The following is a 24186-nucleotide window of genomic DNA, read 5'->3' on the forward strand; positions in this document are numbered from 1 at the left end:
ACATTAGTTTTAATCTTAACTAACAAAAGAACGCACAATGAAAAAATCACTATTACTAGGACTGCTTTGCGGTAGTTTAATGAGTGTGAGCTCATCTGCATTGAGTGCGAGCACGCCGTTTGCCATTGCGATTCATGGCGGGGCAGGCACAATCGAAAAAAGTAAATTTACACCTGCTCAAGAGCAAGCTTACCGCGATAAATTAGCTCAAGCTGTTGAGACTGGGTATAAGGTACTTGAACAAGGCGGAGAAAGCCTTGATGCAGTCACAGCAGCCATTGAAGTGTTAGAGCAATCGCCTTATTTTAACGCCGGACGCGGCGCGGTATACACCTATGATGGTAGCCATGAGTTAGATGCCTCTATTATGGATGGTCGTAACCGCCAAGCTGGAGCGGTTTCGGGCATTAAGCACATAGAAAGTCCAATTAAACTTGCCCGTTTAGTGATGGAAAAATCAGTGCATGTGATGTTAAGTGGCCAAGGTGCAGAAGAGTTTGCTAAAGAGCAAGGCGTTAGCTTAGTAGAGAATAATATATTTGATACAAAGCATCGCTATGAAGCTTTATTAAAAGCAAAGGAAAAACTAGAGGCGAGCAAAAACACCAATAAAGATTATCAAGCAGCGCATAAGGCGTTACCCGCTAATTATAAAATGGGGACTGTGGGTGCGGTTGCACTGGATAAACAAGGTAATTTAGCCGCGGGTACGTCAACTGGCGGAATGACCGCAAAACGTTTTGGCCGTATTGGTGATGCACCAGTTATTGGCGCGGGTACCTTTGCAGAAAACGCCTCGTGTGCAGTATCGGCAACCGGCCATGGCGAATATTTTATTCGTTATAATGTGGCAAGCGATATTTGCGCACGAGTAAAATATCAAGGTAAAACCATTGCCCAAGCCGGGGATGAAGTAATAAATGGGGTGCTTAAACCGATTGGCGGCACAGGCGGTGTTATTATTGTTGATACAAAAGGCAATATTAGCCTGCCGTTTAACACCACAGGCATGTACCGTGCGAGTAAATCGAATACGCAAGCGACTTATGTAGGTATTTTTAGCAACGAATGAGCGTTTTTCTTTAGTGGCTGGAGGTTTATATAATAATCCGCTGATTGTTATGTCCTTTACAGGATTAACCCCAGCCATTTAATTTGCTACAATCGGGGCTCTTTGACTAATTTTTATAAGGTATGCAGGTGGTAAACCTAGGTCAGTTGTTTGGCGAGCTAAAAACGTGCTTAAAAAAAGATCAATTCAGTTTTAAAAAGCGCCTTCATGGCGTAAAAAAAATTACCGACGAGGCAAAACTTACCAGTGCGCTTGAAAAAATTACGGCTGATATCAGTCGCAGTCAATCGCTTCGCGAGCAGCGTTTAGCTGGGCTACCTAACGTTACTTATCCTGAGCAATTACCGGTCAGTCAAAAAAAAGATACCATTAAAGAGGCGATTGCGAATAATCAAGTGGTGATCATTGCTGGTGAAACCGGCTCAGGTAAAACCACACAAATTCCTAAAATGTGTTTAGAGTTAGGCCGTGGGGTTGATGGGTATATAGGCCATACTCAACCTAGACGTTTAGCTGCACGTAGCGTTGCCAATCGTATAGCAGAAGAAATGCAATGCGAGCTTGGTCAGCAAGTGGGTTTTAAAATTCGTTTTAGCGATCAGGTTTCTAATAACAGTTATATAAAACTGATGACCGACGGTATTTTATTAGCTGAAATACAACAAGACCGTTTTTTGAATCAATACGACACTATTATTATTGATGAGGCGCATGAGCGCAGTTTAAACATTGATTTTATTTTAGGTTACCTTAAAAATTTACTTCCTAAACGTCCTGACTTAAAAGTTATTATTACCTCAGCGACCATTGATCCAGAACGTTTTTCTAAGCACTTTGATGATGCGCCAATTATTGAAGTATCAGGCCGGACATTCCCTGTGGATGTACGCTATAACCCCATCAGTGATATCCAAAAAGAAGACATGGAAGCCGAAGGCGACCAGTTACAGGGGATTTTTGATGCGGTCGATGAACTTTGCGCTGAAGGCCCCGGTGATATTCTGATCTTTTTAAACGGTGAGCGAGAAATACGCGATACCGCCGATGCGCTAAGTAAGCGCAATTTAAAACACACCGATATATTACCTTTGTATTCAAGGCTATCGAACGCTGAGCAAAATCGTATTTTTGCGCCGCATTCGCGCCGCCACATTATTCTCTCAACCAACGTGGCTGAAACATCGCTAACGGTGCCAGGTATTCGTTATGTTATTGACCCGGGTACGGCGCGTATTAGTCGTTACAGTTACCGTACAAAGGTTCAACGTTTACCCATAGAGCCTATTTCGCAAGCCAGTGCTAATCAGCGAATGGGGCGTTGTGGACGTGTTGAAGCGGGTATTTGTATTCGCTTGTATTCAGAGGACGATTTTTTATCACGTCCTGAATTTACCGATCCTGAAATATTGCGTACTAACTTAGCGTCAGTTATTTTACAAATGCTGGCATTAGGGTTGGGTGATATGGCGCAATTTCCTTTTGTGCAAGCCCCAGATAGCCGCAACATTAACGATGGTTTAACACTGCTTGAAGAGTTAGAAGCGGTAAAAGAAGCTAAACGTCATCAAAAAACCAGTTTAACGCAATCTGGTCGAGAGCTGAGTCGTTTGCCAGTGGATCCGCGTTTAGCAAAAATGGTGCTGACTGCGCATAAGCTGGGTGCATTGCGTGAGGTGATTATTATTGTTGCTGCGCTCTCAATTCAAGACCCACGAGAACGACCACAAGAAAAACGCCAGGCAGCGAATGAAAAACACGGTCGCTTTGACGATCCAGACTCTGACTTTATCGCCTTTTTAAACTTGTGGAATTACCTCGAAGAGCAGCAAAGTGAGCTGACCAATAGCCAGTTTAGAAAGCTATGTCAAAAAGATTTTTTAGCGTATATGCGCATTCGTGAATGGCAAGACATCGTTTATCAAATCAGCACTGTGTGTAATGAAATGAAAATGAAAGCCACCACGAATGTTGCAGACAGCGAGCTTATTCACAAAGCACTGTTAAGTGGCATGCTCAGTCATATCGGTTTTAAAGACGAAAAGCAGCTGTATAAAGGCGCACGTAATAGCCAATTTCATATTTTTCCAGGATCTGGCTTGTTTAAAAAGAGCCCCAAGTGGATGATGTCGGCTGAATTGGTAGAAACCAGTAAACTCTATGCCCGTATTAATGCCAAAATAGATGTGAACTGCGTAGAACCGTTTGCTCAACATTTGGTAAAACGAAGCTATACAGAGCCACACTGGGAGAAAAAGCCCGGTGCAGTCATTGCCTTTGAGCAACAAACACTTTACGGCCTGCTTATCGTTAATAAACGCCGGTGTGTGTATAGCAAGATTGATCCTAAAGTAAGCCGCGAATTATTTATCCGCTCGGCGCTGGTTGAACAAGAGCTTGGATTAAATGAAGCATTTTTAGCGTATAACCGCGAATTAATTGAAGATATTCAAGTGCTCGAGAACAAGTCTCGTAGACGCGATATTTTAGTTGATGAGCAAATCTTGTTTGAGTTTTACGAGAAGAAAATACCCAGCGATATTAACAATCGTGCTGCGTTTATTAAGTGGTATAAAACACAAAAACAACAAGACAAACACTACCTGCACATGACGCGCGAAGAGCTCATGCAACATGGCGCCAGCAGCATTACCGAATTTGACTACCCAGATACATGGCAGCAAGATAATTTGATGCTGCCGCTTACCTATCACTTTGATCCAGGCCAAGCGGTTGATGGCGTTGCCGTACAAATACCCGTTGCACTTTTAAACCAAGTGCAAGAAAGTGGCTTTGATTGGCATATACCGGCATTTCGTCATGAGTTAATTTGTGGGTTAATTAAGTCATTACCAAAGTCATTGCGTCGTAACTTTGTTCCTGCGCCCAATTATGCCGATGCGGTGTTAGCGGCTATAGAGCCATTACAAGGCTCGTTAATCGACTCGCTAAGCAATCGATTACTGCGTATGACCGGCGTCCGTGTAGACCCTGAGGCGTGGGATTTAACTGCGCTTGCTCCGCATTTAAGGCTACAATTTGAAGTGCGCGATGAACACGACAAGCTACTGGCACGTGGACTCGATTTAGCTAAACTTAAAGCGCAGCTACAAGGCAAGGTCACCGACACCTTATCTAAAGTCGCCGACAAAGGCATAGAAAAAACCGATTTAACACAGTGGGATTTTGGAGAGTTACCAACATCCTATGTGAAAAAGCAAGGTCAGTACGAAATTAAAGCGTACCCTGCGCTGGTGGATAAAAAATCAACGGCGGCAGTGGAGTTATTCGATAACGAAATTAAAGCGCAATTAGCGCACCAGCAGGGGTTGCGTCGTTTAGTGTTATTAAACGTACCATCACCCATTAAATACCTGCAGCAAAATTTACCAAACAAGGCTAAGCTAGGGTTGTACTTTAATCCTTTTGGTAAAATTGCCGATTTAATTGATGACTGTATCGCATCGGGTGTTGATAGCCTATTAGTTAAATATGGTGATATTCGTACAAGTGATGCATTTGAAGCGGTTAAAGAGCATATTCGCGGCGAATTAGGCGACACCGTAGTAGCAATTGCAACCCAAGTAGAACAAGTACTGAGTATTGCTCATGCGCTGCATAAAAAAATGAAAGGGCGAGTAGATTTAACCATGATCACTGCCCATGGCGATATTAAATCTCAGTTAGAATCGCTTATTTTTAAAGGTTTTGTGAGCCAGCATGGGGCGGATAAGCTCGGCGATTTAATTCGTTACTTAAAAGCGATTCAAAAACGACTAGAAAAGCTACCCGTTGACCCAAATCGTGATAGATTATGTGTGCTAGAGCTTGAAAAAGTGGCGCAAGAATATAAAAAACTGACGAATAAAACCCCTAAAGGAATGCCATTGCCTGATGATGTTGAGGCTATTTTTTGGATGCAGCAAGAATTACGCGTATCCTTATTTGCGCAAACCTTAGGTACACCTTATCCAATTTCAGCAAAACGTGTGTTAAATGCGATAAAAGAAATTGAATAATCCCTTTATTCGCTATTAAGCTAGGGTCTGTTGACCTTTGTGGATTAAAATTTGTTCAAACTAAGGGCGGTTTAATCGCGGCGCGAGGTTTGTAACCTAGTGGGCTAAGTAAAAACTACACCACATAGGCTCTGCCTTGCCTAAATACCAAACAGGCTACTGCAAATTCAACCTTGAACGGTCAACAGACCCTAAGGGACTAACTTGAGAAGGAAATGACATTGCTATGTCCTCATTACTAAAACACCAAGCGCGACAATTGTTAGTGGTTGATGATGAGTATTTCAATTTTGAAATACTCAAAGCAGGGTTAGCATCAACATTTGATTTAAGCTATGCTGATTCTGGTAAAAGTTGTTTAGCATCTGCCATTGCTAATCCGCCTGATATTATTTTGCTTGATGTATGTATGCCGGGGCTTGATGGTTATGATACCTGTCGCATACTTAAACATACGCCAGAGACAAAACACATTCCGGTGGTGATGATATCAGGACTTGAGTCAGAGCTTGAGCAACAAGCAGGCTTTGACTCAGGGTGTGATGCTTACGTTGTAAAACCTTTTTCTATCGCCGTACTACGAGAAAAAATTAATAATATTGTGTAGAGGGAATTATGTTTACTGAAGATAAGCGAAACTACAGACGTATGCAGGTTAACACACCCGCTAAGTTAACCTCGATTGAGCCCGTCGCAGGACTAAGTTACACAGGCACCTGCCTTGACTTAAGTGCAACAGGGCTCTCCTTGCAGCTCGATGATTTATTAGAGCTTAACTCAATTTTATCGGTTGATATTGCATCAACCCATCCAAGCATTGCACCGTTAAAAGCCACTGCAAAGGTGATACGTGCCAGCACAGAAGAGGATGGCACGATAACCGCAGGGCTAGAAATTATTGAGTTTAACTAAAATTAGTGTTTAGTAAACCTTACAAATAAGGCCTTTAAGATAAAAGCCTTCAGGGTAGCTGCCCGCAATAGGGTGGTCAGCTGCTTGATTTAAGCGCTCCATGATCAGCAAATCTTTACCTGCATCAAGTGCTGCATCTGCAACCACTTTTTGAAACAAATTTTGTTCCATTAAACCAGAGCATGAGAAAGTAAGCAGTGTGCCGCCTGGTTTTAATATTTGCATCGCAATCATATTAATATCTTTGTAACCCCGACACGCCCCAGTTAACTGCGCTTTATTATCAGCAAATTTAGGCGGATCCATCACAATCGTATCAAACATCACGCCGTCTTCACGGTATTGGCGCAATAACTTAAATACATCTTGTTTTACAAAGTCGACTTTATTTAAATCAAGGTTGTTATGTTCAACATTGCGCTTTGCTGTATCAAGAGCTGGTTGTGAAACATCGACATTGGTTACATGCTTACAGCCACCACGCAGGGCATAAAGAGAAAACGTCCCCGTATAACTAAAGCAATTTAATACGGTTTTATCTTTTGAAAAACGCTCCAGCGCAGCACGGCTATCACGTTGATCTAAATAAAAGCCGGTTTTATGGCCTTCAAGAATATCAACTTCAATTTTTAAACCATTTTCTTCAATGATAACTGGCGCTGTGGGTTCATTACCCCAAAGCACTCCTTTAATTGGCTCCAAGCCTTCTTTAGTACGCACATCTACATCTGAGCGCTCATAAATATTTGAGCCTGGGAAAATAGCCATTAATGCGCCAACAATTTCACCTTTGTGGCGCTCAGCACCGGCACTGAGTAACTGACAAACCAAGGTGTTATCAAATTTATCTATGGTAACACCCGGTAAATAATCGGATTCAGCGGCGCAAAGCCTAAAACCGGTCAGTCCACCTTCTTCAATCGCATGACTGCGCGCCTCTAAAGCACGACGTAGGCGACGCTCGAAAAAATGTTGATCAATGACTTCTTTTTCATCAAAGCTCCAAACACGCGCGCGAATTTGTGAATGCGGGCTGTAAGCCGCGGTGGCTAAAAACTTACCTTCACTGTCGTGTATGGTTACCGTGTCACCTAATCCAGGTTTACCTTTAATTTTTTTGATGGCTTTAGAAAATAACCAAGGGTGTTTTCTTTTTAATGATTTATCGCGACCAGCTTGCAGGTAAACGGCAGATGACATAGGGCTTCTCTGTAGTAATAAATAAGCGCTGTATTTTAGTCAAGCCACGCGCAACATACAATGAATGTTTTGCAAGGGCCTTATAAATCGCGTTAAAGTAGGGGATATAACCTCGTTTAAATAGATTTTTGGAAGCTCGGTGAACAATTTAGCCCTTAGCCCTTCATTAAAGCAACTTGATCAGCAATGCAGAGAATTTATAACAGCGCTTATCCATGCTGATGTAGCCCATGATATCACTCATATTGAACGCGTTGTCCGTGTCGCAGTTAAATTATGCACTGCTGAAAAAGCCAATATGAATGTTGTTTTACCTGCTGCGTGGTTACATGATTGTGTGGCCGTAGCAAAAAATCATCCCGATAGGGCAAAAGCTTCAACGATGGCTGCCGATAAAGCGATTAGTTTTTTAGCGTCTATTGGCTATGATGAAGCGCTATTTGATGATATTCACCACGCCATAGCCGCGCATAGTTTTAGCGCCAATATTGCTATTAAAACCGTTGAAGCACAGATTGTACAAGATGCTGACAGAATGGATGCCTTAGGGGCTATTGGTGTTAGTCGTTGTATGAAAGTGGGGGGCTCAATAAGCCGACTTTTGTACAATCCTAATGATCCATTTTGTTTAGAGCGTGAACCTGATGATAAACAGTACACCTTAGATCATTTTTTTATAAAGTTGCTGCATATTGCAAAAAGTATGAATACACCTTCAGCTAAAGCTGAAGCACTTAGAAGAACAGATTATATGTATGACTTTTTAGAGCAGTTAAAATCTGAAATTGGAGGGTAAGACAGTGAGGCCAAAATTGAGCGGTATTGATCATTGTCATTTAAATGTTCAAAGCCTCACCCAAGCCGTTGATTGGTATGAAAAGGTGCTTGGTTTTACTGTAGTAGAGGAATTAGCATTTTGGAATGAAGAAGGCAAAGGCCCTTTAACGCTTGAAGATGAAAACGCATCCACACGTTTAGCTTTATTTGAGGCGCCAGGGCGAAGTAAAGGAATCGCTTTTGCTGCAACCGGTGAGCAATTTATAGCGTGGTTAGCACATTTTGAGCAGCTTGAAATTAAAACGATACTGGCTGATCATGGCGTGACTTTTTCTATGTATTTTAAAGATAACAGTGGCAATAGCCATGAGATCACTTCCCATGACTACCGCATTATAAAACAGCATTTTCCAGCTGTAGCGTTAGGCTCTCACAATGCCAAAAGAGGCTAGGTCCTGTTGAACTTTGTGCAGTAATATTTGTTCAAAAAAGAGACGATTTAATCGCGTTCTTGATGAGCCTTTTTTATCGCTAAAATAGCGTCTATTTTGCTAATAAAAAGATCAACCAGCTGAGGGTCAAAGTGTTTTCCTGCTTGTTGTTTCATATGCTCTAGTGTTTGCTCAATGCTCCACGGCTCTTTATAAGGACGTTTTGATGTAAGTGCATCAAATACATCAGCAATCGCTACAATCCGCCCCTCAATAGAGATTTCCTCGCCTTTCAATCCATTAGGATAACCTGTGCCATCCCATTTTTCATGATGTTCAATAGCCAATACATGGGCAAGTTGCAGTAAGGGGGAAGGTGAGTTGGCCAATATTTTAGCCCCTATAGCGGCATGCTCTTTCATGTGTGCAAATTCGTCGGGGGTTAATTTGCCAGGTTTTAACAGTATCGAATCAGGAATACCTATTTTTCCGACATCGTGCATTGGCGCAGCTTGGCGTAATAATTCTGCGTGTTGTTCGTTCATTCCCAACGCTAAAGCAAGTACTTTGCTGTATTGGCTCATTCGTGCAATATGCTCACCCGTATCGGTATCTTTATACTCTGCCGCGCGACCCAATCGCTCAACTAAATCTACATGTGCTTGTTTTAGTTGCTCGGCTTGTACTAAAGAAAGATGAGTTTTTACCCTTGCCTTTACAATCGCAGGGCTAATAGGTTTGGTTATATAGTCAACCGCACCTAGCGAAAACCCTTCCGATTCATCTTGTTCTTGCGTGAGTGCGGTGACAAAAATGACCGGAATGTGTGCGGTTTTAGGATTAGCTTTTAAAATTTTGCACACTTCAAAGCCATTCATATCTGGCATCATTACATCAAGTAAAATGAGTTTTGGCGGATCGTTTTCTATTAATTGCAGTGCCACAGCCCCCGATTTAGCAAACGATAAACGGTAGTTACTCGCTAAGACCTCGCGCATTACTTTTAAATTTGCAGGTTCATCATCGACGATTAATATTCGCGCCTGACTTATCGATTGATCCATCGTCATCCTCAGAAGAGCTAGTTATTGAGTGTTGTTAATAATGCGTTGAGCTGTGTTTGTGCATTATCAAATTCAAAGTCATTAAACTGCTCATAAATATTCAAAATAGCAGCTTTGTGTTGTTCGGGTGTTATTCTTTCAATATAACTTAATAACGTATCATCCAACTCTGCTCGTTTAGCTTGGCTGAGTAAAAGCGTTAATTGGTGAATAAATTCAGCATCTGACACGGTTTCTTTTTGTAATTCATTCTCTTTAAAAGCAATGTGTAAGTGTGATAATTCATCTGCTAGCTGCTGCCACTCTTGCTGACATTTTAATATGCACTGAGTATAACTGGCTATATCACGTTGTTTTTCAGCTTGCGCAATTAAGTAAGATAAATTATTGAGCGCTAAATTACCGGCAAGGCCTTTTAAATTATGCAAAATATGAGCATGATGCTTATCGTTTAGCTTAGTGGTCGCCAAGGTTTGCATACTATTTTGATGCTGAGCTAAAAAGAGTACAACCTCTTTGAGATGTTTCTCTTTGCTGCCCCACATTTTTTCGCCTTTATTAAAATCTATACGAAGTTTTGAATCTATTGGATCGTTAGTTACTAACTGGCTGATAGTAAGCCCAAGCACCCGTGCTATTTCTTGGTTGAGTTGGTTTATGTCAACGGGTTTGGTTGTAAAACCATTCATACCCGCTTGTTTGGCTGTTAGCTTATCTTGCTGTAGCACACTGGCCGTTAAGGCAATTATTGGCGTGTGCTTTAGTTTTTTTTGCTGCTCTAAAGAGCGAATTGATGCTGTGGCACTGATCCCATCACATTTAGGCATATGAATATCCATTAGGATAATATCAAAGCGATGCTGATTAAACATGTCAATGGCCTCAAAACCATTATTTGCTTTACTTACCTGATGGCCTGCTTGGGAAAGCATAATAGTGAGTAGTTCGATATTTTGTTCAATATCATCCACCACTAAGATTTTTAATGGGGGTAAGCTAAATGCGTTTTTACTAATGGCTTGCACCTGACTTTTTTCGCCTGCCTCAAGCCCAACAGTAAAGGAAAAACAGCTACCTTGACCAAGGGTACTTTGTGCATATATTTTGCCGCCCATTAATTCAACCAGCTGCTTACTAATTGTTGTGCCAAGCCCTGTGCCACCAAATCGGCGTGTTGTGGTGCCATCTGCTTGCTCAAAGGGTTTAAAAATAGCCTCAAGGCGACCTTTTTCGATACCTATACCACTATCTTGTACTTCAAATAAAATGGGTTGATTGGGTTTATGAGTAACCGAAACAGTAACATGGCCTTGCTCAGTAAACTTTATCGCATTGCCGATTAAATTGGTTAGCACTTGGCGTAAACGCGTATCATCACCAAAATAAAATGGATTTACATTGTCAGCTATTTTTAAAATGAGCTGTAAGTCTTTGCGTTTTGCATCAAGCCAAAATGTCGACACAATATTATCGAGCAATTCTTGCAAGTTAAAATGTACTTTTTGAATTTCGAGTTTACCTTTCTCTAGCTTTGCTGAGTCAAGGATATCGTTGAGTAAATGCAATAAAGAACGCGCAGCGTTATTAACGGTAATAATTTGTTTTTGTTGTTCTTTATTAAGCGGACTATCCATTAAAATATCACTAAAGCCAATAATTGCATTCATGGGGGTACGTATCTCATGGCTCATATTTGCCATAAAAGACTGTTTAGCTTGCGCGGCTGCTTCAGCCTCGTATTTAGCTTGCTTTAAGCTTTGCTCATATTCATGGCGCTTGGTTATATCAACTAAAACGCCATCAACCCAGCGTGTATCATCTTTAGAGTTAGTGATAATACTTGCTTGATCGAGTACCCAAATAATATTGCCGTTGCGATGGCGAATGCGGTACTCAATTGAGTATTGACTGGTCGATGCAACTGCTTGATCAATCGCTAAAGAAATCGCCGCTTCATCTTCTTTAACAATAAGCTCGGCAAAGGTAATACGCTGCTCAGTAAATTCTTCAGCGCGATAACCCGTTAGTTCATAGACGCTAGGGCTGATAAACAACATGCTCCAGTGTTCATCTAACAAGCAGCGAAATACCACACCGGGCATATTGTTCATTAAGGTACGGTATTGTCGCTCTTTTTCAATTAAGCTTTGTTGTAACGCTCTTTGCTCAGTTAAATCGGTAATAAAGCCTACAAACAATGTTTCAGTTTGTAATTGCTTTACTTCACCAATCCCTAAGCGAATTGGAAATTGATGACCATTTTTATGTTTTGCCCACACATCGCGATTAACACCAATAACACGTTTTACCTCATGGTTTGTTGTATTTTTTAAAAAAGCATCGTGTTGATTAGCAATATCATCAGCCATTAATATTTTTACATTCTGGCCAATAACCTCATTATCTTGCCAGCCAAAAATTGTTTCTGCGGCTTTATTAAAGCTCAAAATAGTGCCTTTGATATTGATAGTAACGATGCCGTCAATGGCAGTTGATAAAATAGCATCAAGGCGAGACTCTTCAGCTGATTTTTTCCCCAACAGCATTCTGTAACGGATCATGCCATTGATGATCACAACCACCGCTGTTAATAAAAGCGTGGCGAACGACACACTAATAGCAATAAAGGTTAGATGTGATTGGTTTGTTTGCTCGTTAATTATCGGGCTTGTTGCAATAAATCGCGTAGCAGCCATGCCCATATAATGCATACCAGCCACGGCAAGGCCAAGAATAAGGGCGCAAATAATACGATTATGCACAGGCGTTAATTTTTTAAAGTGTGCTGGTAAATGAAAACGTGCATAGAGACTTATAAAAGACAGCAGCACTGCAACAACAATTGAAGCGCCAAACCATATTGGATCATAACGAAGTAAAGGACTTAATTGCATCGCGGCCATACCGCTGTAATGCATGGTGCCAACACCCGCGCCAAATAAAAGAGAGCTTAGAATTAAATTGATAATACGAGGGTGAGAGCTATATGTTTTCAAACAAGAAAAAGCAATGGTACATGCCAGTAACGCCGGTATAAACGATACAAAAGTGAGTGTGGGGTCGTATTCAATTGTAGTGCACAAAGAAAATGCGAGCATAGCAATAAAGTGCATGCTCCAGACCCCTCCGGCAAGGACTAAGGCTGCGGTTATATTGGCTAACTTTCGATAAGATTTAAAATGTGTATTATTTGCTAAATCGATAACGTGCAAAGAAAAATAAGCTGCAAAAATTGCGGTGAGTATAGATAGTGTCACTAAACTTGGGTCGTATACACCATTAATAATTAGGCTTGGATCTGGTTCGTTTATAAAAAAATTAGCTAACATCAATCATTCACATAATAACTCTTAAATTCAGTCTAATATAAAATACAATAATAATCACAAGGTATTGAGTTATAAATTACAAAAGTAACGTAAGTGTTTTAAGCTCTAAACCATACTATTTATTGAGTAGCACTAAATCCATTGTTATTAAAATGGCATTTAGTAGGGATTATTTATAGATTAGCCGTTATGGTACAAGGTAAAATAAAACCCAGTGGTTAATTATAAATAGGCAGCATTCATTGTTGGATTACACTTTAAAGCGTAGTAAGCGAAGAAAAACAGTGGCTATCAAAGTCGCACAACGTGAGCTTACGGTATATGCGCCCCATTTTGTAACGAAAACACAAATTAATGAATGGCTGTTAAGTAAACAGGACTGGATTGATGCTCAGTTACATAAGCAACAAATTCAAGCCGATACACGACAGTTTCCACTCAAAACCCAGAGTATTAAATTATTTAATGAAGCTGTTAATGTGCAATTTGAAAACGCAGTACGCACTCAATGGCAGCAGCACAATGAAAGCCAAACGCTGTTACTGAGTATTTCTTCACGTGTAAAGCATCAAACGCAAATGTATCAAAGTTTGCTAGAGCAGTTTTTGCATGAGAAATTAGAAAGCTATATTGAAATGCGAGTTAACGATTATTGTCAGCTGATGGGTGAAAAGCTACCGAGTAATATTCGTATTCAATTGTATAAACGTCGCTGGGGTAGTTGTAATCGCAGGCGTGAACTAACCTTCAACTTACACTTGGCAAGTGCACCGACATGGGTCATTGACTACGTGATTGTTCATGAATTAGCACATTTAAAATATTTAAATCACAGCGCTCAATTTTGGCAACGTGTGGGATTATTTTATTCAGATTATAAACAAGCAAGTAACTGGTTAAACAATCATGGTATGAGTTTACAGTGGGTATTTGAATAAAAAGAAATAAGGTAGAGAAGAGAAGTGGTGGAGGGAGCTGGATTCGAACCAGCGAAGGCTGAGCCGTCAGATTTACAGTCTGATCCCTTTGGCCGCTCGGGAACCCCTCCAATGCAACGCGGCAGATAATAGCAAACTTCTTATTTAAGTAAAGAAAAAAGCTAAAGAAAATTCAAATTTAGCCGATAAATACTTATTAATTAGTTAAATAGGCTAAAGTCTATGCAGATTGGTGATTTGTTAATCACGGAGAGCCAGTTAAAAACAAGGCTTAACGAAAGTGTGCACGAAAACCGCCGAGGCGAGTTTGCACTTTTATTAGCAATGCTCTCTCACGATGCACTCGATTTTAGTGAATTCCACCTACCCAAAAGTGACACTAAGCATTATCAAGCTAATGAAGATGCTCTGCGTAAACAATTTGGCGCAGGTCCAAAGCAGCCATTAGCGCCAGATACCTTTAATATGTTAATTGGTAAAAATAACACAGAGCTTTTAGCAAAAATGGGAAGCGCTGTAGGGATGAGTGATATAAAGTTAACTCAGTGCTTAAAGCCTGAGCCATTTAATATTCGTGATGATAAAAACCACATTCCACTGACTGTCATTGATAACTGTGAATTAGCGGTACGTCGACGAATTCAAAATACCAACACCGAGTTATCAAACCCTCAAATGGATGCGGTGGCATTTTATGATGATTTACAAAATGAAGCTATCCACCAGCCATTACATTTGTTTAGTGCCTAATTATATGTGTTCAATTGCTGCTTTATACATGCCATTTGATTGTAATAAACTGTGTTTATAGTAGTAAGTAACTATTGGTTTTATAGGTGCTTTATTTTAATAACTGATTTAATATAAAAAAAGCATCCAAAATTTAAATGCAATTGCTATAATGGCGCAAATGGTATGACATTAAATGCCATTATCATTAAACCAAGGTAATTAGGAACGTAATGAAGAAAACATTCACGCTGAATCATGAGAAAATCAAATACCCTCGTATGGTTGATGCTGCAAAGCATGAAGTGAAAAAATATTTGAAAAGAGAACGTAATAAAACTTTACCTGTTGATGCCGACTACTGGGCATTTGATTGTAAGTTTGGTAACACGGCTGAAGAAGCCCAAGTGGTTCACGTTGCTGAAATTAACAATCACATCAGTGAAATTGAAAAGCAAGGTTTAACTTCTTTTTACTTAGAGATTTTAGCAAGACCTGCACAGCGTCAAGATTTCGATGAAGATGATGGCGAGTAAAACGCTAATTTGCGTTTAGTGTAGTTTTTGAAAATGGGCCTTGTGGCCCATTTTTTGTAGCTGAAGTTTATACACTATGACATTTTTTGTATTTTTTATTACTGCCACAAGGGCACGTATCATTACGTTTTACTTTAATATCGGCAACCGGTGTAATCTCACCATCAAGATATCGCCATTGTCCATCTTCTTTAATAAACCTTGAATTTTCTGCCAACTCGCAATATAAACCTTGATAAAAGTAGTGAGCTTTAAATGTAACAAATCCTGTTTCATCATTATAACCAGAGTCTAATACGGCTAAGTTTATAAAACGGCAACTATTTGCAAAATCTTTAATTTCTGAAATTGAATTTTCAGCTTGTTTTTCTTTTGCATAACTTTCACGAACAAAAACCGCGTTTTTAACAGCATAAGCACTGTAGCGTGCACGCATAAGTTGCTCTGGTGTGTGTGGCTGTTTGGTTTTTAAATGAAAAGGCTCGCAGCAATCAGCATAAGGTTGCTGACTGCCACAAAAACATAATAGGGCGTTAGAAGTCATGATAAATGTACTGTGTATTAAAACGCTAGTTTATCAAGCTTATTGCGTAAGTGAAATCTCAGGGTGAGCGCTTTTTTTGCTAAAGCAATACAACTTAGTGCGCGTATGGCTCAAGTTTAATGATAACTGCGACAGTTGTTGGTTATTTATTATGTCAGTCCAGGTGATCACCGCGGCAAAATTTCCATTGTGAAGTGCAGAACTTAAAACATACTCTAAATTAACTAAATGCTTTTGACGAATAACCAGTAATTTACTGGTATCAATTGAGCATGAATCAAGTAGCGCTTTGCTCGGTACGTTATCGGGTGCTATTAACAGTGTCCATGCGTTTAGGCTGTTGTATTGGTGTAATACTTTTAATAACTCAAACGTTGCTGAAATTTCATCTTCAATTTGTACAACGTTAACACAATCTGATTGGTCATCTTGTTGATAGCTTTTAACTGTTCTTACGGTAATTGGCTGTAACATAATCTTCTCACTCACTGGGTTTTTATACAGTACATTCATACAGTAGTTTATACAGTTGTTTGGTGCAAGTGTTTTTTGCTATTTTTTTGTACAGTTATTCATCTTAAAACGCGACAGTTACTATAAATATATAAATAATCTATATATAACAATGGTTTAATTTTTATTGAAAGTTAATGCCCACAGAATTAATTTTAAGGCTGGGAGCAAATAAATACAGATGAACAGGGGGTATACAGTAGTTTAAATTAATTAAGCGTGCTTGTTTTGGCTATAAACGCTTAATTAATTTACAGATGAAATGAGTTGCTGGGCAGTGAAATTATTTTTCGCTACTAGGAGGGATCAAATGTGAAAATTGTAACTGGTGAATTTGTTCATACAGGCTGGCTGCGTAGCATTGAGCATCTTTAAGTCGTTTAGTACTAATATGTTTTCGTATATCGCTCATTGCTTCTATGGCGGGTTCATAGCCTTGACTGCTTGCTAAGCTAAGCCACGCAGCACCATGAAATACACTTTGCGGCACACCTTGCCCTTTTATAAAAAACAGCCCTAAATAAAACTGCGCGCGATAATTTCCTGCCATTGCTGCCAAACGCATCCATTTTGCGGCTAAGGCGCCTTGTTCATTTTTAAGGTAATAAAGGGCTTTATTTAATGTGTCTTGATCGGTGTTTTTAGAGCTCGCAGGGAGATTTGCATCGCTTGGTTGCGTTACAAAAGAAAGAATGTTGTCTAATTGTTGCTCTAAGTCTTGGCCACTTGGTGTCGTTTTGATCATGCTACTTCGTTTGTTATTTTAATCACTTAGCTAGTTTAGTATATAGCAAGGTAAAATGTCCTGTAAAAAGTTATTTTTATGCTAAAATCTCGCCACTTTTTACAACCACAAGTTTATTATGCTCGAAGCCTTATTCAAAATCCGTGCAAATGATTCTTCGGTTCGCCGTGAATGTATTGCCGGTATGACTACATTTATTACGATGGTTTATATCGTATTCGTTAACCCAGCTATGCTTGCAGAAGCCGGTATGGACCAAGGTGCTGCTTTTGTTGCCACCTGTATTGCTGCTGCAATAGGGTGTTTTATTATGGGTTTGTGGGCCAATTACCCACTGGCATTGGCACCGGGTATGGGATTAAATGCATTTTTTACCTATGGTGTTGTATTAGGTATGGGTTATAGCTGGCAAGCTGCGTTGGGTGCGGTATTTATGTCAGGGTGTATATTTTTAATTCTAAGCTTATTTAAGGTGCGAGAGTGGATTATTAATGCAATCCCTCTGGTGCTCAAGCAAGCAATAGCAACGGGTATTGGCGCATTTTTAGCTCTCATCGCACTTAAAAGTGCCGGTATTATTGTATCAAGTCCTGCAACACTGGTGCAGTTGGGTGATATTACCTCGCCTGGTCCTTTATTGGCTATTTTCAGCTTTTTTGTTATTGCTGCACTGCTTTATCGCGATTTTAAAAGTGGCGTACTGATTAGTATTTTACTAGTCACCGCGATTGCTGTGTCTATGGGGTTAGTGGAGTATCATGGTGTTATTGCAATGCCACCTTCTATCATGCCGACCTTTATGCAACTGGACTTTAGTGCCGCGTTTGAACTGTCGATGTTGAGTGTTATTTTTGCGTTTTTATTCGTTGATTTGTTTGATACCTCAGGCACGTTAGTTGCGGTAACTCAGAAGGCTGGTTTAGCAGATAAAAACGGTAATATGCCGCGTTTAGGTCGTGCATTAAGCGCCGACAGCACAGCAACCATTGCAGGTGCAATGCTCGGTACTTCAACAACCACGTCATACATTGAGTCTGTTGCAGGTGTATCTGTTGGTGGTCGAACGGGTTTGACCGCTGTGGTTGTGGGTTGCTGCTTTTTACTGATGATGTTTTTTGCGCCTTTAGCTCAAATGGTGCCTGCATACGCAACCGCGGGAGCTATTTTATATGTATCTGTATTGATGCTACAAAACTTAAAGTTTGTGAATTGGGACGACATGACTGATGCAATTCCGGTGAGTGTTGTATTATTAATGACACCGCTGACGTTCTCAATTGCACACGGTATTGCACTTGGTTTTATTTCTTATACGGCGGTAAAAGTGCTGTGTGGCAAAAAAGATCAGGTAAGCATTAGTGTTTGGATTTTAACTGCCTTGTTTATTGTTAAGTTCGCATTTTTATCTTAATGCAGGCAGCTTGTTAGAATGTGTATATGTCCTAATATGTAAACACAAAGTGGGGCAAAATCCTATTCAAAAAAAAGCCCATGCAACTGCATGGGCTTTTTTATTTAGAAAGGAGTTACCATTTCTTTTTAGGTGCAAATAATACGTCTAAATCATCTTGCTCTTGTTCGTTCTTTTTCTTCAATGATGTAGCATTTGATGCCTTGAGTTCATTACTTATCGTTTCAAGGTAGCCTTCAACTTCAGCTCGTTTTGCCGTAATGTAATCGTCATTAAATGAAACACTGTTAAGTGTGGCAGCTGCTTTTTCAAAGTACTGCCTAGCAGAGCCTATCATTCCAGCTGTTTGCGCTGATAACCCACGTTTTATTTGGCTTTCAATGTTGATTCTTAGTTGTAGCTTTTCAAGGCGTTTGTCTTCTGCAATAAATACCTGGCTGTCTACTTTGCCTTTATTATGCTCAGAACGAATAATAGTGCGTAACTTTTTAATGCCTTGTATCAGCGATATCAGTTGTTTGTCGTTGCCTGGTAATACAAAGCCATCTGAACCGTCTTGAATTGGGTTTTGTAGTCGCTCTTTTGCTTCTTTTAAGCGGTTTTTTAGTCCACTACCTCCGCTTGAAATAGACACCATTTGACTGAGCGCATCATGAATTCGTCGTTGTAATATTCGCTGAGTTGCCTCTGAAAGTGGAATGTTGGCGCTATTCATTAATGCTTCTTCGGTTTCTTCAATGATTGCTTTTTGTTTTGTTAACTCTTTGCGTCGTTCAGCTTCTTGTTTTTCTTTGTGTTGCTGAACAGCACTAACCCATAGTGCAATGACTATAAGTGCAACAATTAATACAATTATAATGGAAACTATCATGTTATAATTCTCAAATTCTTAACCTTATTATCTAATCTTACATTAAATATATAAAAGGTGGGAAACTTTGCTCAGATTAACTGAAAAAAGCGTCACCATAAAGCGTTTAAATCTTAATATGTTATGTTTCGATTGCTGATAATCATTGCTACCTCAAGTTTATTTATTGTGTTAACCTGAAATTTCAACAAATTAATTGTTATATTATGTAACATTAATCAGCCTTTTATATAGCTACCTATAGTTAGGGTGCGCTTTTATCTGTCAATGTGAATTATAACGAAACTACATAGCCATGAAATTACAACAACTTAGATATATCGTAGAAGTTCAAAATCATAAATTAAATGTTTCAGCTACGGCTGAGAGTTTATTTACCTCCCAGCCTGGTATTTCTAAGCAAGTACGTATGTTAGAAGATGAGCTCGGTGTACAAATTTTTGGCCGCAGTGGTAAGCATTTAACTCATGTTACAGGCGCTGGCGAGGAAATCATTAACATATCACGCGAAATACTCTCAAAAGTTGAGGGTATTAAAGCGGTTGCGAATGAACATACTTTACCGGATCAAGGCAAACTTAATATTGCTACCACGCATACACAAGCACGGTATGCGTTACCGAGTGTAATTAAAGGCTTTACTCAAAAATATCCTGCGGTATCACTGCATATGCATCAAGGTACACCACAGCAAATATCGGATGCAGCCGCTCGCGGTGATGCTGATTTTGCCATTGCCACAGAAGCGCTTCATTTATATTCAGATTTAGTAATGCTGCCTTGCTACCATTGGAATCGTAGTATTGTGGTTGCTAAAGATCATCCCCTTGCGAAAAAAGTGGATAATTTAACAGTGGCTGATATAGCCCAATACCCACTCATTACTTACGTATTTGGCTTTACAGGTCGTTCGGAGCTCGACAAAGCATTTAATGCTTACGGATTAGAGCCACATATTGTATTTACTGCCACCGATGCCGATGTCATTAAAACGTATGTGCGTTTAGGGCTAGGTGTGGGTGTGGTTGCATCTATGGCAATTGATCAGGTAAACGACAGCGACTTAGTGTGCATTGATGCTAGCCATTTATTTGAGGCGAGCACGACTAAAATTGGCTTTAGAAAGGGCAGTTTTTTACGCACCTACATGTATGACTTTATCGAACGTTTTGCACCGCATTTAACTAAAGAGCGAGTAGAGCGTGCGAGTTTACTGCGTAATCAAGAAGATGTTGATAAGTTATTTGCTGATATTGAATTGCCGGTTAAGTAACCGCCATAAACAGCAATGAAAAGCCGCTTAGTTTTGCAACTAAGCGGCTTTTTTGTGCTATGTAATTAACCTGAACTGTGGATAATAAATCCATCTCAAGCAGCTATTTTCAGCGCTAACTGCGTTGAATTTACTTGCAATAGGCTAGCTATTGACGCGTAATTTCGCCTTGTTTTCACTAAAAATCTCTAGCTAGAGAAAATAAACATAAATATCATTTTGATCCAATATGTTAGTAAATCTCTTAACCAGAGTTCAGGTTAATTAGCACTCGATAATATTAACGGCCAGTCCACCGCGAGCGGTTTCTTTGTATTTTGTTTTCATATCGTTACCCGTATCGAGCATGGTTTTTATTACTTTATCCAGCGATACTTTTTGCTCACCACTACCGCGTATAGCAAGGCGCGACGCATTAATTGCTTTAATAGCGCCCATTGCATTACGTTCAATACAGGGGACTTGCACTAAGCCGCCAACAGGGTCACAGGTTAACCCTAAGTTATGTTCCATACCAATTTCAGCGGCATTTTCTACGTGTACAACGTTACCACCAACAATTTCAGTAAGTGCGCCTGCGGCCATTGAACAAGCAACACCGACTTCGCCTTGGCAACCCACTTCAGCACCAGAAATAGAGGCATTCTTTTTATATAAAATGCCTATTGCAGCGGCAGTTAATAAGTAGCGGGTAGCAATATCACGGTCTACTTCTTTAATAAAAGTATGATAATACATTAATACTGCAGGTAAAATTCCGGCTGCGCCATTTGTGGGGGCAGTTACTACACGTCCTCCGGCTGCATTTTCTTCGTTTACAGCTAATGCGAATAAATCAACCCAGTCCATGGCGCGCAGCGGATCGTTACTGACTTCTACATTAAGCTTTAAATATAAGCTTGGCGCACGGCGTTTTACTTTTAATCCGCCAGGTAAAATACCTTCGGTGCGCATACCTCGCTCAATACAGGCTTTCATTACTTGCCAAATATTAAATAGCTCATCTTTAATGGCTTCTTCACTGCGTAACGTTTTTTCGTTTTTCATCATTAACGTTGATACGCTGTAACCCGACTCTTTACACATTTCGAGTAATTCTTTAGCCGAGCCAAACGGGAACGGGGCTGGGTTTTCTTCACGGATATCTAAGGCGGCTTGTTTTTCTTTTTCAAACTCTTCATCAGTAACAATAAATCCGCCACCAATAGAGTAGTAAACTTTGCTATATACTTTTTCGCCATTGTTATAGGCAATAATTTCCATTGCGTTGGAATGTTTAGGGAGTGTCTTTCTGCGATGAAAAACAATCGCGCCTTGCTTAGGGAATTTAGCTTTGTGAGTTTGGTTTAGGTAAATAACCTGTTCTTTTTCAATTTTAGCGAGTATGTCATCCACTAAATCGGCATCAATGGTTTCAGGATCATACCCTGCTAAGCCAAGTATCACTGCTTTACCAGAGCCGTGGCCAACACCTGTTTGGCCAAGCGAGCCGTAAAGCTCTACTTTTACATCGGTCACATTTGCTAATAGTTGTTGTTCGTTTAGGTCATTAACAAATAAGCGTGATGCACGCATTGGGCCAACGGTATGTGACGATGAAGGGCCAATACCAATGCTAAACATATCAAATGCACTGATCATAATGTGTGTCTCTACTTAGTTTTCTCAGCATTAAGCTGTTCTTTGAACGGTCGACTATAATAACGTGGAAACGCAGGTGTGTAACCCTTATTAGTAAAGATTTAAACTGGTATGGCGAGTTGTTTTGTAAAGTTTTTAATAATGCTGGCTGTGGCTCCCCACAAAAGCCCATGTGGGGTGATAAAGCCATTTAAGGTAATGATTTTTCCACCTCGTTCAAAGGGCAAAGGTTGCCAGTTAGCCGCGTTATTCAGCGCTTTTATAGAGAGTAAAAAGCTAGCTTGCACTTCGTTGTGGTCGTTTTCCCACACTGTTTCTTTTTTAATTAAGCCTACAAAGGGGCGTATAGTAAATCCGGTCAGGGTTGAATATTCAGGTAACTGACCTAACACATGGACATTTTGCGGGGCAATATTAAGCTCTTCATGTAATTCACGCAGTGCGGTGGTGCGTAGGTTAACATCATCAATTTCAAACTTGCCGCCCGGTAAACAAATCTCCCCAGGGTGGTGATGAAGGTAGGTTGGTCGCTTACACAATAAAATATGTGCTTCGTTATCTATATCAATCAATGGCAGCATTACTGCGCTTGCGCGCTTTTTTTTATTATCTTTGAGCTGATCCACGGCTAAACTGCGGTTTAATTGAAAACGAGCCGAAATGGTTTCACTATTCAAAGCGACCTTCATTTAATATAGGAAGTATTTTATTTACTTTATCGTAAGTTTCTTGATATTCCAATTCGACTTTTGAATCAGCAACAATACCACCCCCAGCCCAACAATATATTTGTTGTTGATGTGTGACTAAAGTTCGAATAGTAATACTGGTATCCATATTGCCGCAGCCACTAATGTAACCAATAGAGCCACAATAAATGCTACGTCTATGTGGTTCTAGTTCTTCTATTATTTCCATGGCACGGACTTTTGGTGCGCCTGTAATTGAACCACCGGGAAACGCAGCTTCCAGTTGATCAACCGCTGTTTTACCCTCATCAAGGGTTGAGGTGACCGTACTCACTAAATGGTGTACCGCCGGAAAACTTTCAATAGCAAATAATGAGGGCACAATAACCGAGCCCGGTTTAGCGACTTTTCCTAAATCATTTCGCAGCAGGTCCACTATCATGACATTTTCGGCGCGGTCTTTACTCGAATTTGCCAGCAAGGTCGCTTGTTTTGCATCCTCAAGGGCATCTGCTTTGCGAGGTAAAGTCCCTTTAATGGGTTTTGTTTCTACTTTATTGTCGTGTACTGCAATAAAACGCTCGGGTGAGATTGACAAAATAGCGCCCTGAGGATGATTAATAAAACTAGAAAAAGGCGCTTTATTAGCCTGAGTTAATTTAACATAGGCGCTCCAAGGCGAGCCTTGGTAATGTGCGCTAAAACGCTGCGCTAAGTTAATTTGATAGCAATCACCACTTTTTAGGTATTCTTCAATCGCGGCAAACTTTTCGCTATAGCTAGTCTGACTCATATTTGACTGCCACGGTGATGTAAGCGAAAAGCTTTCATGTTTAGGTGGTTGCGCTAAATATTGCTGATATAGCCAAAGGCGGTCTACATTGGGCTGCGAAACATAAAACCACGTGCGCAGTTGTTTATCGTAAATCAGTGCATCGAGGTAAAGTCCAACCGCCATTTGCGGTAAATTTATGTCGTGTAAAGCGCTGCTTGGTAGTTGCTCTATAGTACGGCCTAAGTCATAGCCAAAATAACCCAGCCAGCCACCATTAAAAGGTAAGTTGTTGGCAGCTTTAGTGCTGTCTAACTTTGCCAGTTCATTATTCATTATTTCAAAGCAGCTTTTTATGTTTGGCTGGTTATTAAAAACGCTTTGATTATTTTCGACTTCAAGGGTTCTCTGGGGGTCAATCGCAATAATGTCAAAACGACTGTTTATGTGATCACTATCACCCGAATCTAATAAAATGGCGTAAGGCAAATGAGCAAAATGCGAAAATACCTCAATACAATTTTGTGATATGGCTAATTCAACACAATTTTTTTTATTGTTTAGCATTTACTACCCCTATAAGAACTGGCTCCAAACGGGCTGGGAGGGTATCATAAGTCAAATTTATTTGGCAGCGTTTAGTGAGCGCTGTAGTTGAAAACAGTTCGAACCACCGTCACGGGTTTGATATCGCTTACGTGCTGCGTGAGTAACAACAACTTA

21 protein-coding genes and 1 tRNA gene are annotated in these 24186 nt (G+C 40.2%); 11 read left to right on the forward strand and 11 right to left on the reverse strand.

The genetic code is table 11. The features are described from left to right. Positions 1-37: 37 nt before the first annotated feature. The 4 genes from N523_RS0110855 (at position 38) to N523_RS0110870 (ending at position 6000) form a co-directional block, all read left to right on the forward strand. Positions 38-1072, forward strand: coding sequence for an isoaspartyl peptidase/L-asparaginase family protein (locus N523_RS0110855; protein WP_028835034.1), 1035 nt, complete (start codon positions 38-40; stop codon positions 1070-1072). Positions 1073-1200: 128 nt separating this feature from the next. Beyond that, the gene (gene hrpA, locus N523_RS0110860; protein ID WP_028835035.1) at positions 1201-5088 is read left to right on the forward strand and encodes an ATP-dependent RNA helicase HrpA; all 3888 of its coding nucleotides are present in this window, start codon (positions 1201-1203) and stop codon (positions 5086-5088) included. Positions 5089-5314: 226 nt separating this feature from the next. Then, positions 5315-5695 carry a response regulator gene (locus N523_RS0110865; RefSeq protein WP_013465238.1) on the forward strand — a complete coding sequence of 127 codons (381 nt, stop codon included), beginning with the start codon at positions 5315-5317 and terminating at the stop codon, positions 5693-5695. 8 nt (positions 5696-5703) lie between these two features. Continuing rightward, the gene (locus N523_RS0110870) at positions 5704-6000 is read left to right on the forward strand and encodes a PilZ domain-containing protein (protein WP_013465237.1); all 297 of its coding nucleotides are present in this window, start codon (positions 5704-5706) and stop codon (positions 5998-6000) included. A 9-nt stretch (positions 6001-6009) separates the two neighbouring features. Here N523_RS0110870 and N523_RS0110875 read toward each other — a convergent pair whose 3' ends face one another. Next, positions 6010-7200 carry a class I SAM-dependent methyltransferase gene (locus N523_RS0110875; RefSeq protein ID WP_013465236.1) on the reverse strand — a complete coding sequence of 397 codons (1191 nt, stop codon included), beginning with the start codon at positions 7198-7200 and terminating at the stop codon, positions 6010-6012. A gap of 139 nt (positions 7201-7339) precedes the next feature. Here N523_RS0110875 and N523_RS0110880 point away from each other — a divergent pair, with 139 nt between their 5' ends. Together N523_RS0110880 and N523_RS0110885 are read left to right on the forward strand one after the other, a co-directional pair. Further along, complete coding sequence (locus N523_RS0110880; RefSeq protein WP_028835036.1) at positions 7340-7996, forward strand: HD domain-containing protein; 657 nt, start codon at positions 7340-7342, stop codon at positions 7994-7996. A 4-nt stretch (positions 7997-8000) separates the two neighbouring features. After that, positions 8001-8429 carry a VOC family protein gene (locus N523_RS0110885; RefSeq protein ID WP_028835037.1) on the forward strand — a complete coding sequence of 143 codons (429 nt, stop codon included), beginning with the start codon at positions 8001-8003 and terminating at the stop codon, positions 8427-8429. A 47-nt stretch (positions 8430-8476) separates the two neighbouring features. Here the strand turns inward: N523_RS0110885 and N523_RS0110890 are convergent, their stop codons facing one another. Together N523_RS0110890 and N523_RS0110895 are read right to left on the reverse strand one after the other, a co-directional pair. Next, positions 8477-9472, reverse strand: a complete 996-nt coding sequence (locus N523_RS0110890) for a response regulator (protein ID WP_028835038.1) — start codon at positions 9470-9472, stop codon at positions 8477-8479. Between the two features lie 17 nt (positions 9473-9489). Further along, positions 9490-12801 (reverse strand): PAS domain S-box protein, encoded by a 3312-nt coding sequence (locus N523_RS0110895; RefSeq protein ID WP_028835039.1) that lies wholly within the window; start codon positions 12799-12801, stop codon positions 9490-9492. A gap of 245 nt (positions 12802-13046) precedes the next feature. Between N523_RS0110895 and N523_RS0110900 the strand changes: the two genes are divergently transcribed. Then, a complete protein-coding gene (locus N523_RS0110900) occupies positions 13047-13739 on the forward strand; it encodes a M48 family metallopeptidase (protein ID WP_028835040.1) in 693 nt (230 codons plus the stop codon). Positions 13740-13764: 25 nt separating this feature from the next. On the opposite strand, the gene N523_RS0110905 is transcribed toward N523_RS0110900, so the two are convergent. Continuing rightward, a tRNA-Tyr gene (locus N523_RS0110905) sits at positions 13765-13849 on the reverse strand. Between the two features lie 112 nt (positions 13850-13961). Here N523_RS0110905 and N523_RS0110910 point away from each other — a divergent pair. Next, positions 13962-14489, forward strand: coding sequence for a VC2046/SO_2500 family protein (locus N523_RS0110910; RefSeq protein WP_028835041.1), 528 nt, complete (start codon positions 13962-13964; stop codon positions 14487-14489). Between the two features lie 212 nt (positions 14490-14701). Continuing rightward, positions 14702-15004 carry a DUF6172 family protein gene (locus N523_RS0110915; protein ID WP_008113037.1) on the forward strand — a complete coding sequence of 101 codons (303 nt, stop codon included), beginning with the start codon at positions 14702-14704 and terminating at the stop codon, positions 15002-15004. Between the two features lie 67 nt (positions 15005-15071). Here N523_RS0110915 and N523_RS0110920 read toward each other — a convergent pair whose 3' ends face one another. From N523_RS0110920 to N523_RS0110930, 3 genes are all read right to left on the reverse strand, one after another. After that, positions 15072-15548: a YchJ family protein gene (locus tag N523_RS0110920; RefSeq protein WP_028835042.1), complete on the reverse strand. Its 477-nt coding sequence runs from the start codon at positions 15546-15548 to the stop codon at positions 15072-15074. 39 nt (positions 15549-15587) lie between these two features. Next, complete coding sequence (locus N523_RS0110925) at positions 15588-16022, reverse strand: SulA-like leucine-rich domain-containing protein (RefSeq protein ID WP_028835043.1); 435 nt, start codon at positions 16020-16022, stop codon at positions 15588-15590. A gap of 322 nt (positions 16023-16344) precedes the next feature. Then, on the reverse strand, positions 16345-16806 hold the full coding sequence (locus N523_RS0110930) for a tetratricopeptide repeat protein (RefSeq protein ID WP_008113042.1): 462 nt from the start codon (positions 16804-16806) through the stop codon (positions 16345-16347). 118 nt (positions 16807-16924) lie between these two features. Between N523_RS0110930 and N523_RS0110935 the strand changes: the two genes are divergently transcribed. Further along, positions 16925-18217 (forward strand): NCS2 family permease, encoded by a 1293-nt coding sequence (locus N523_RS0110935; protein ID WP_008113045.1) that lies wholly within the window; start codon positions 16925-16927, stop codon positions 18215-18217. A 115-nt stretch (positions 18218-18332) separates the two neighbouring features. Here the strand turns inward: N523_RS0110935 and N523_RS0110940 are convergent, their stop codons facing one another. After that, positions 18333-19088: a hypothetical protein gene (locus tag N523_RS0110940; RefSeq protein ID WP_013465225.1), complete on the reverse strand. Its 756-nt coding sequence runs from the start codon at positions 19086-19088 to the stop codon at positions 18333-18335. 295 nt (positions 19089-19383) lie between these two features. Between N523_RS0110940 and cysB the strand changes: the two genes are divergently transcribed. Continuing rightward, positions 19384-20361, forward strand: a complete 978-nt coding sequence (gene cysB / locus N523_RS0110945; protein ID WP_008466190.1) for an HTH-type transcriptional regulator CysB — start codon at positions 19384-19386, stop codon at positions 20359-20361. Between the two features lie 264 nt (positions 20362-20625). Here the strand turns inward: cysB and N523_RS0110955 are convergent, their stop codons facing one another. The 3 genes from N523_RS0110955 to pabB all read right to left on the reverse strand — a co-directional run bounded on the left by N523_RS0110955 (position 20626) and on the right by pabB (position 24030). Further along, positions 20626-22002 carry an L-serine ammonia-lyase gene (locus tag N523_RS0110955; protein WP_008112780.1) on the reverse strand — a complete coding sequence of 459 codons (1377 nt, stop codon included), beginning with the start codon at positions 22000-22002 and terminating at the stop codon, positions 20626-20628. 101 nt (positions 22003-22103) lie between these two features. Beyond that, positions 22104-22679 (reverse strand): NUDIX hydrolase, encoded by a 576-nt coding sequence (locus N523_RS0110960; protein WP_008112778.1) that lies wholly within the window; start codon positions 22677-22679, stop codon positions 22104-22106. Further along, positions 22672-24030, reverse strand: coding sequence for an aminodeoxychorismate synthase component I (pabB, locus tag N523_RS0110965; protein ID WP_028835044.1), 1359 nt, complete (start codon positions 24028-24030; stop codon positions 22672-22674). The genes N523_RS0110960 and pabB overlap by 8 nt, the downstream gene beginning before the upstream one ends. Positions 24031-24186 lie beyond the last annotated feature (156 nt).

This window comes from Pseudoalteromonas sp. 23_GOM-1509m, assembly GCF_000518425.1.
Taxonomy (GTDB): Bacteria; Pseudomonadota; Gammaproteobacteria; order Enterobacterales; family Alteromonadaceae; genus Pseudoalteromonas; species Pseudoalteromonas tetraodonis.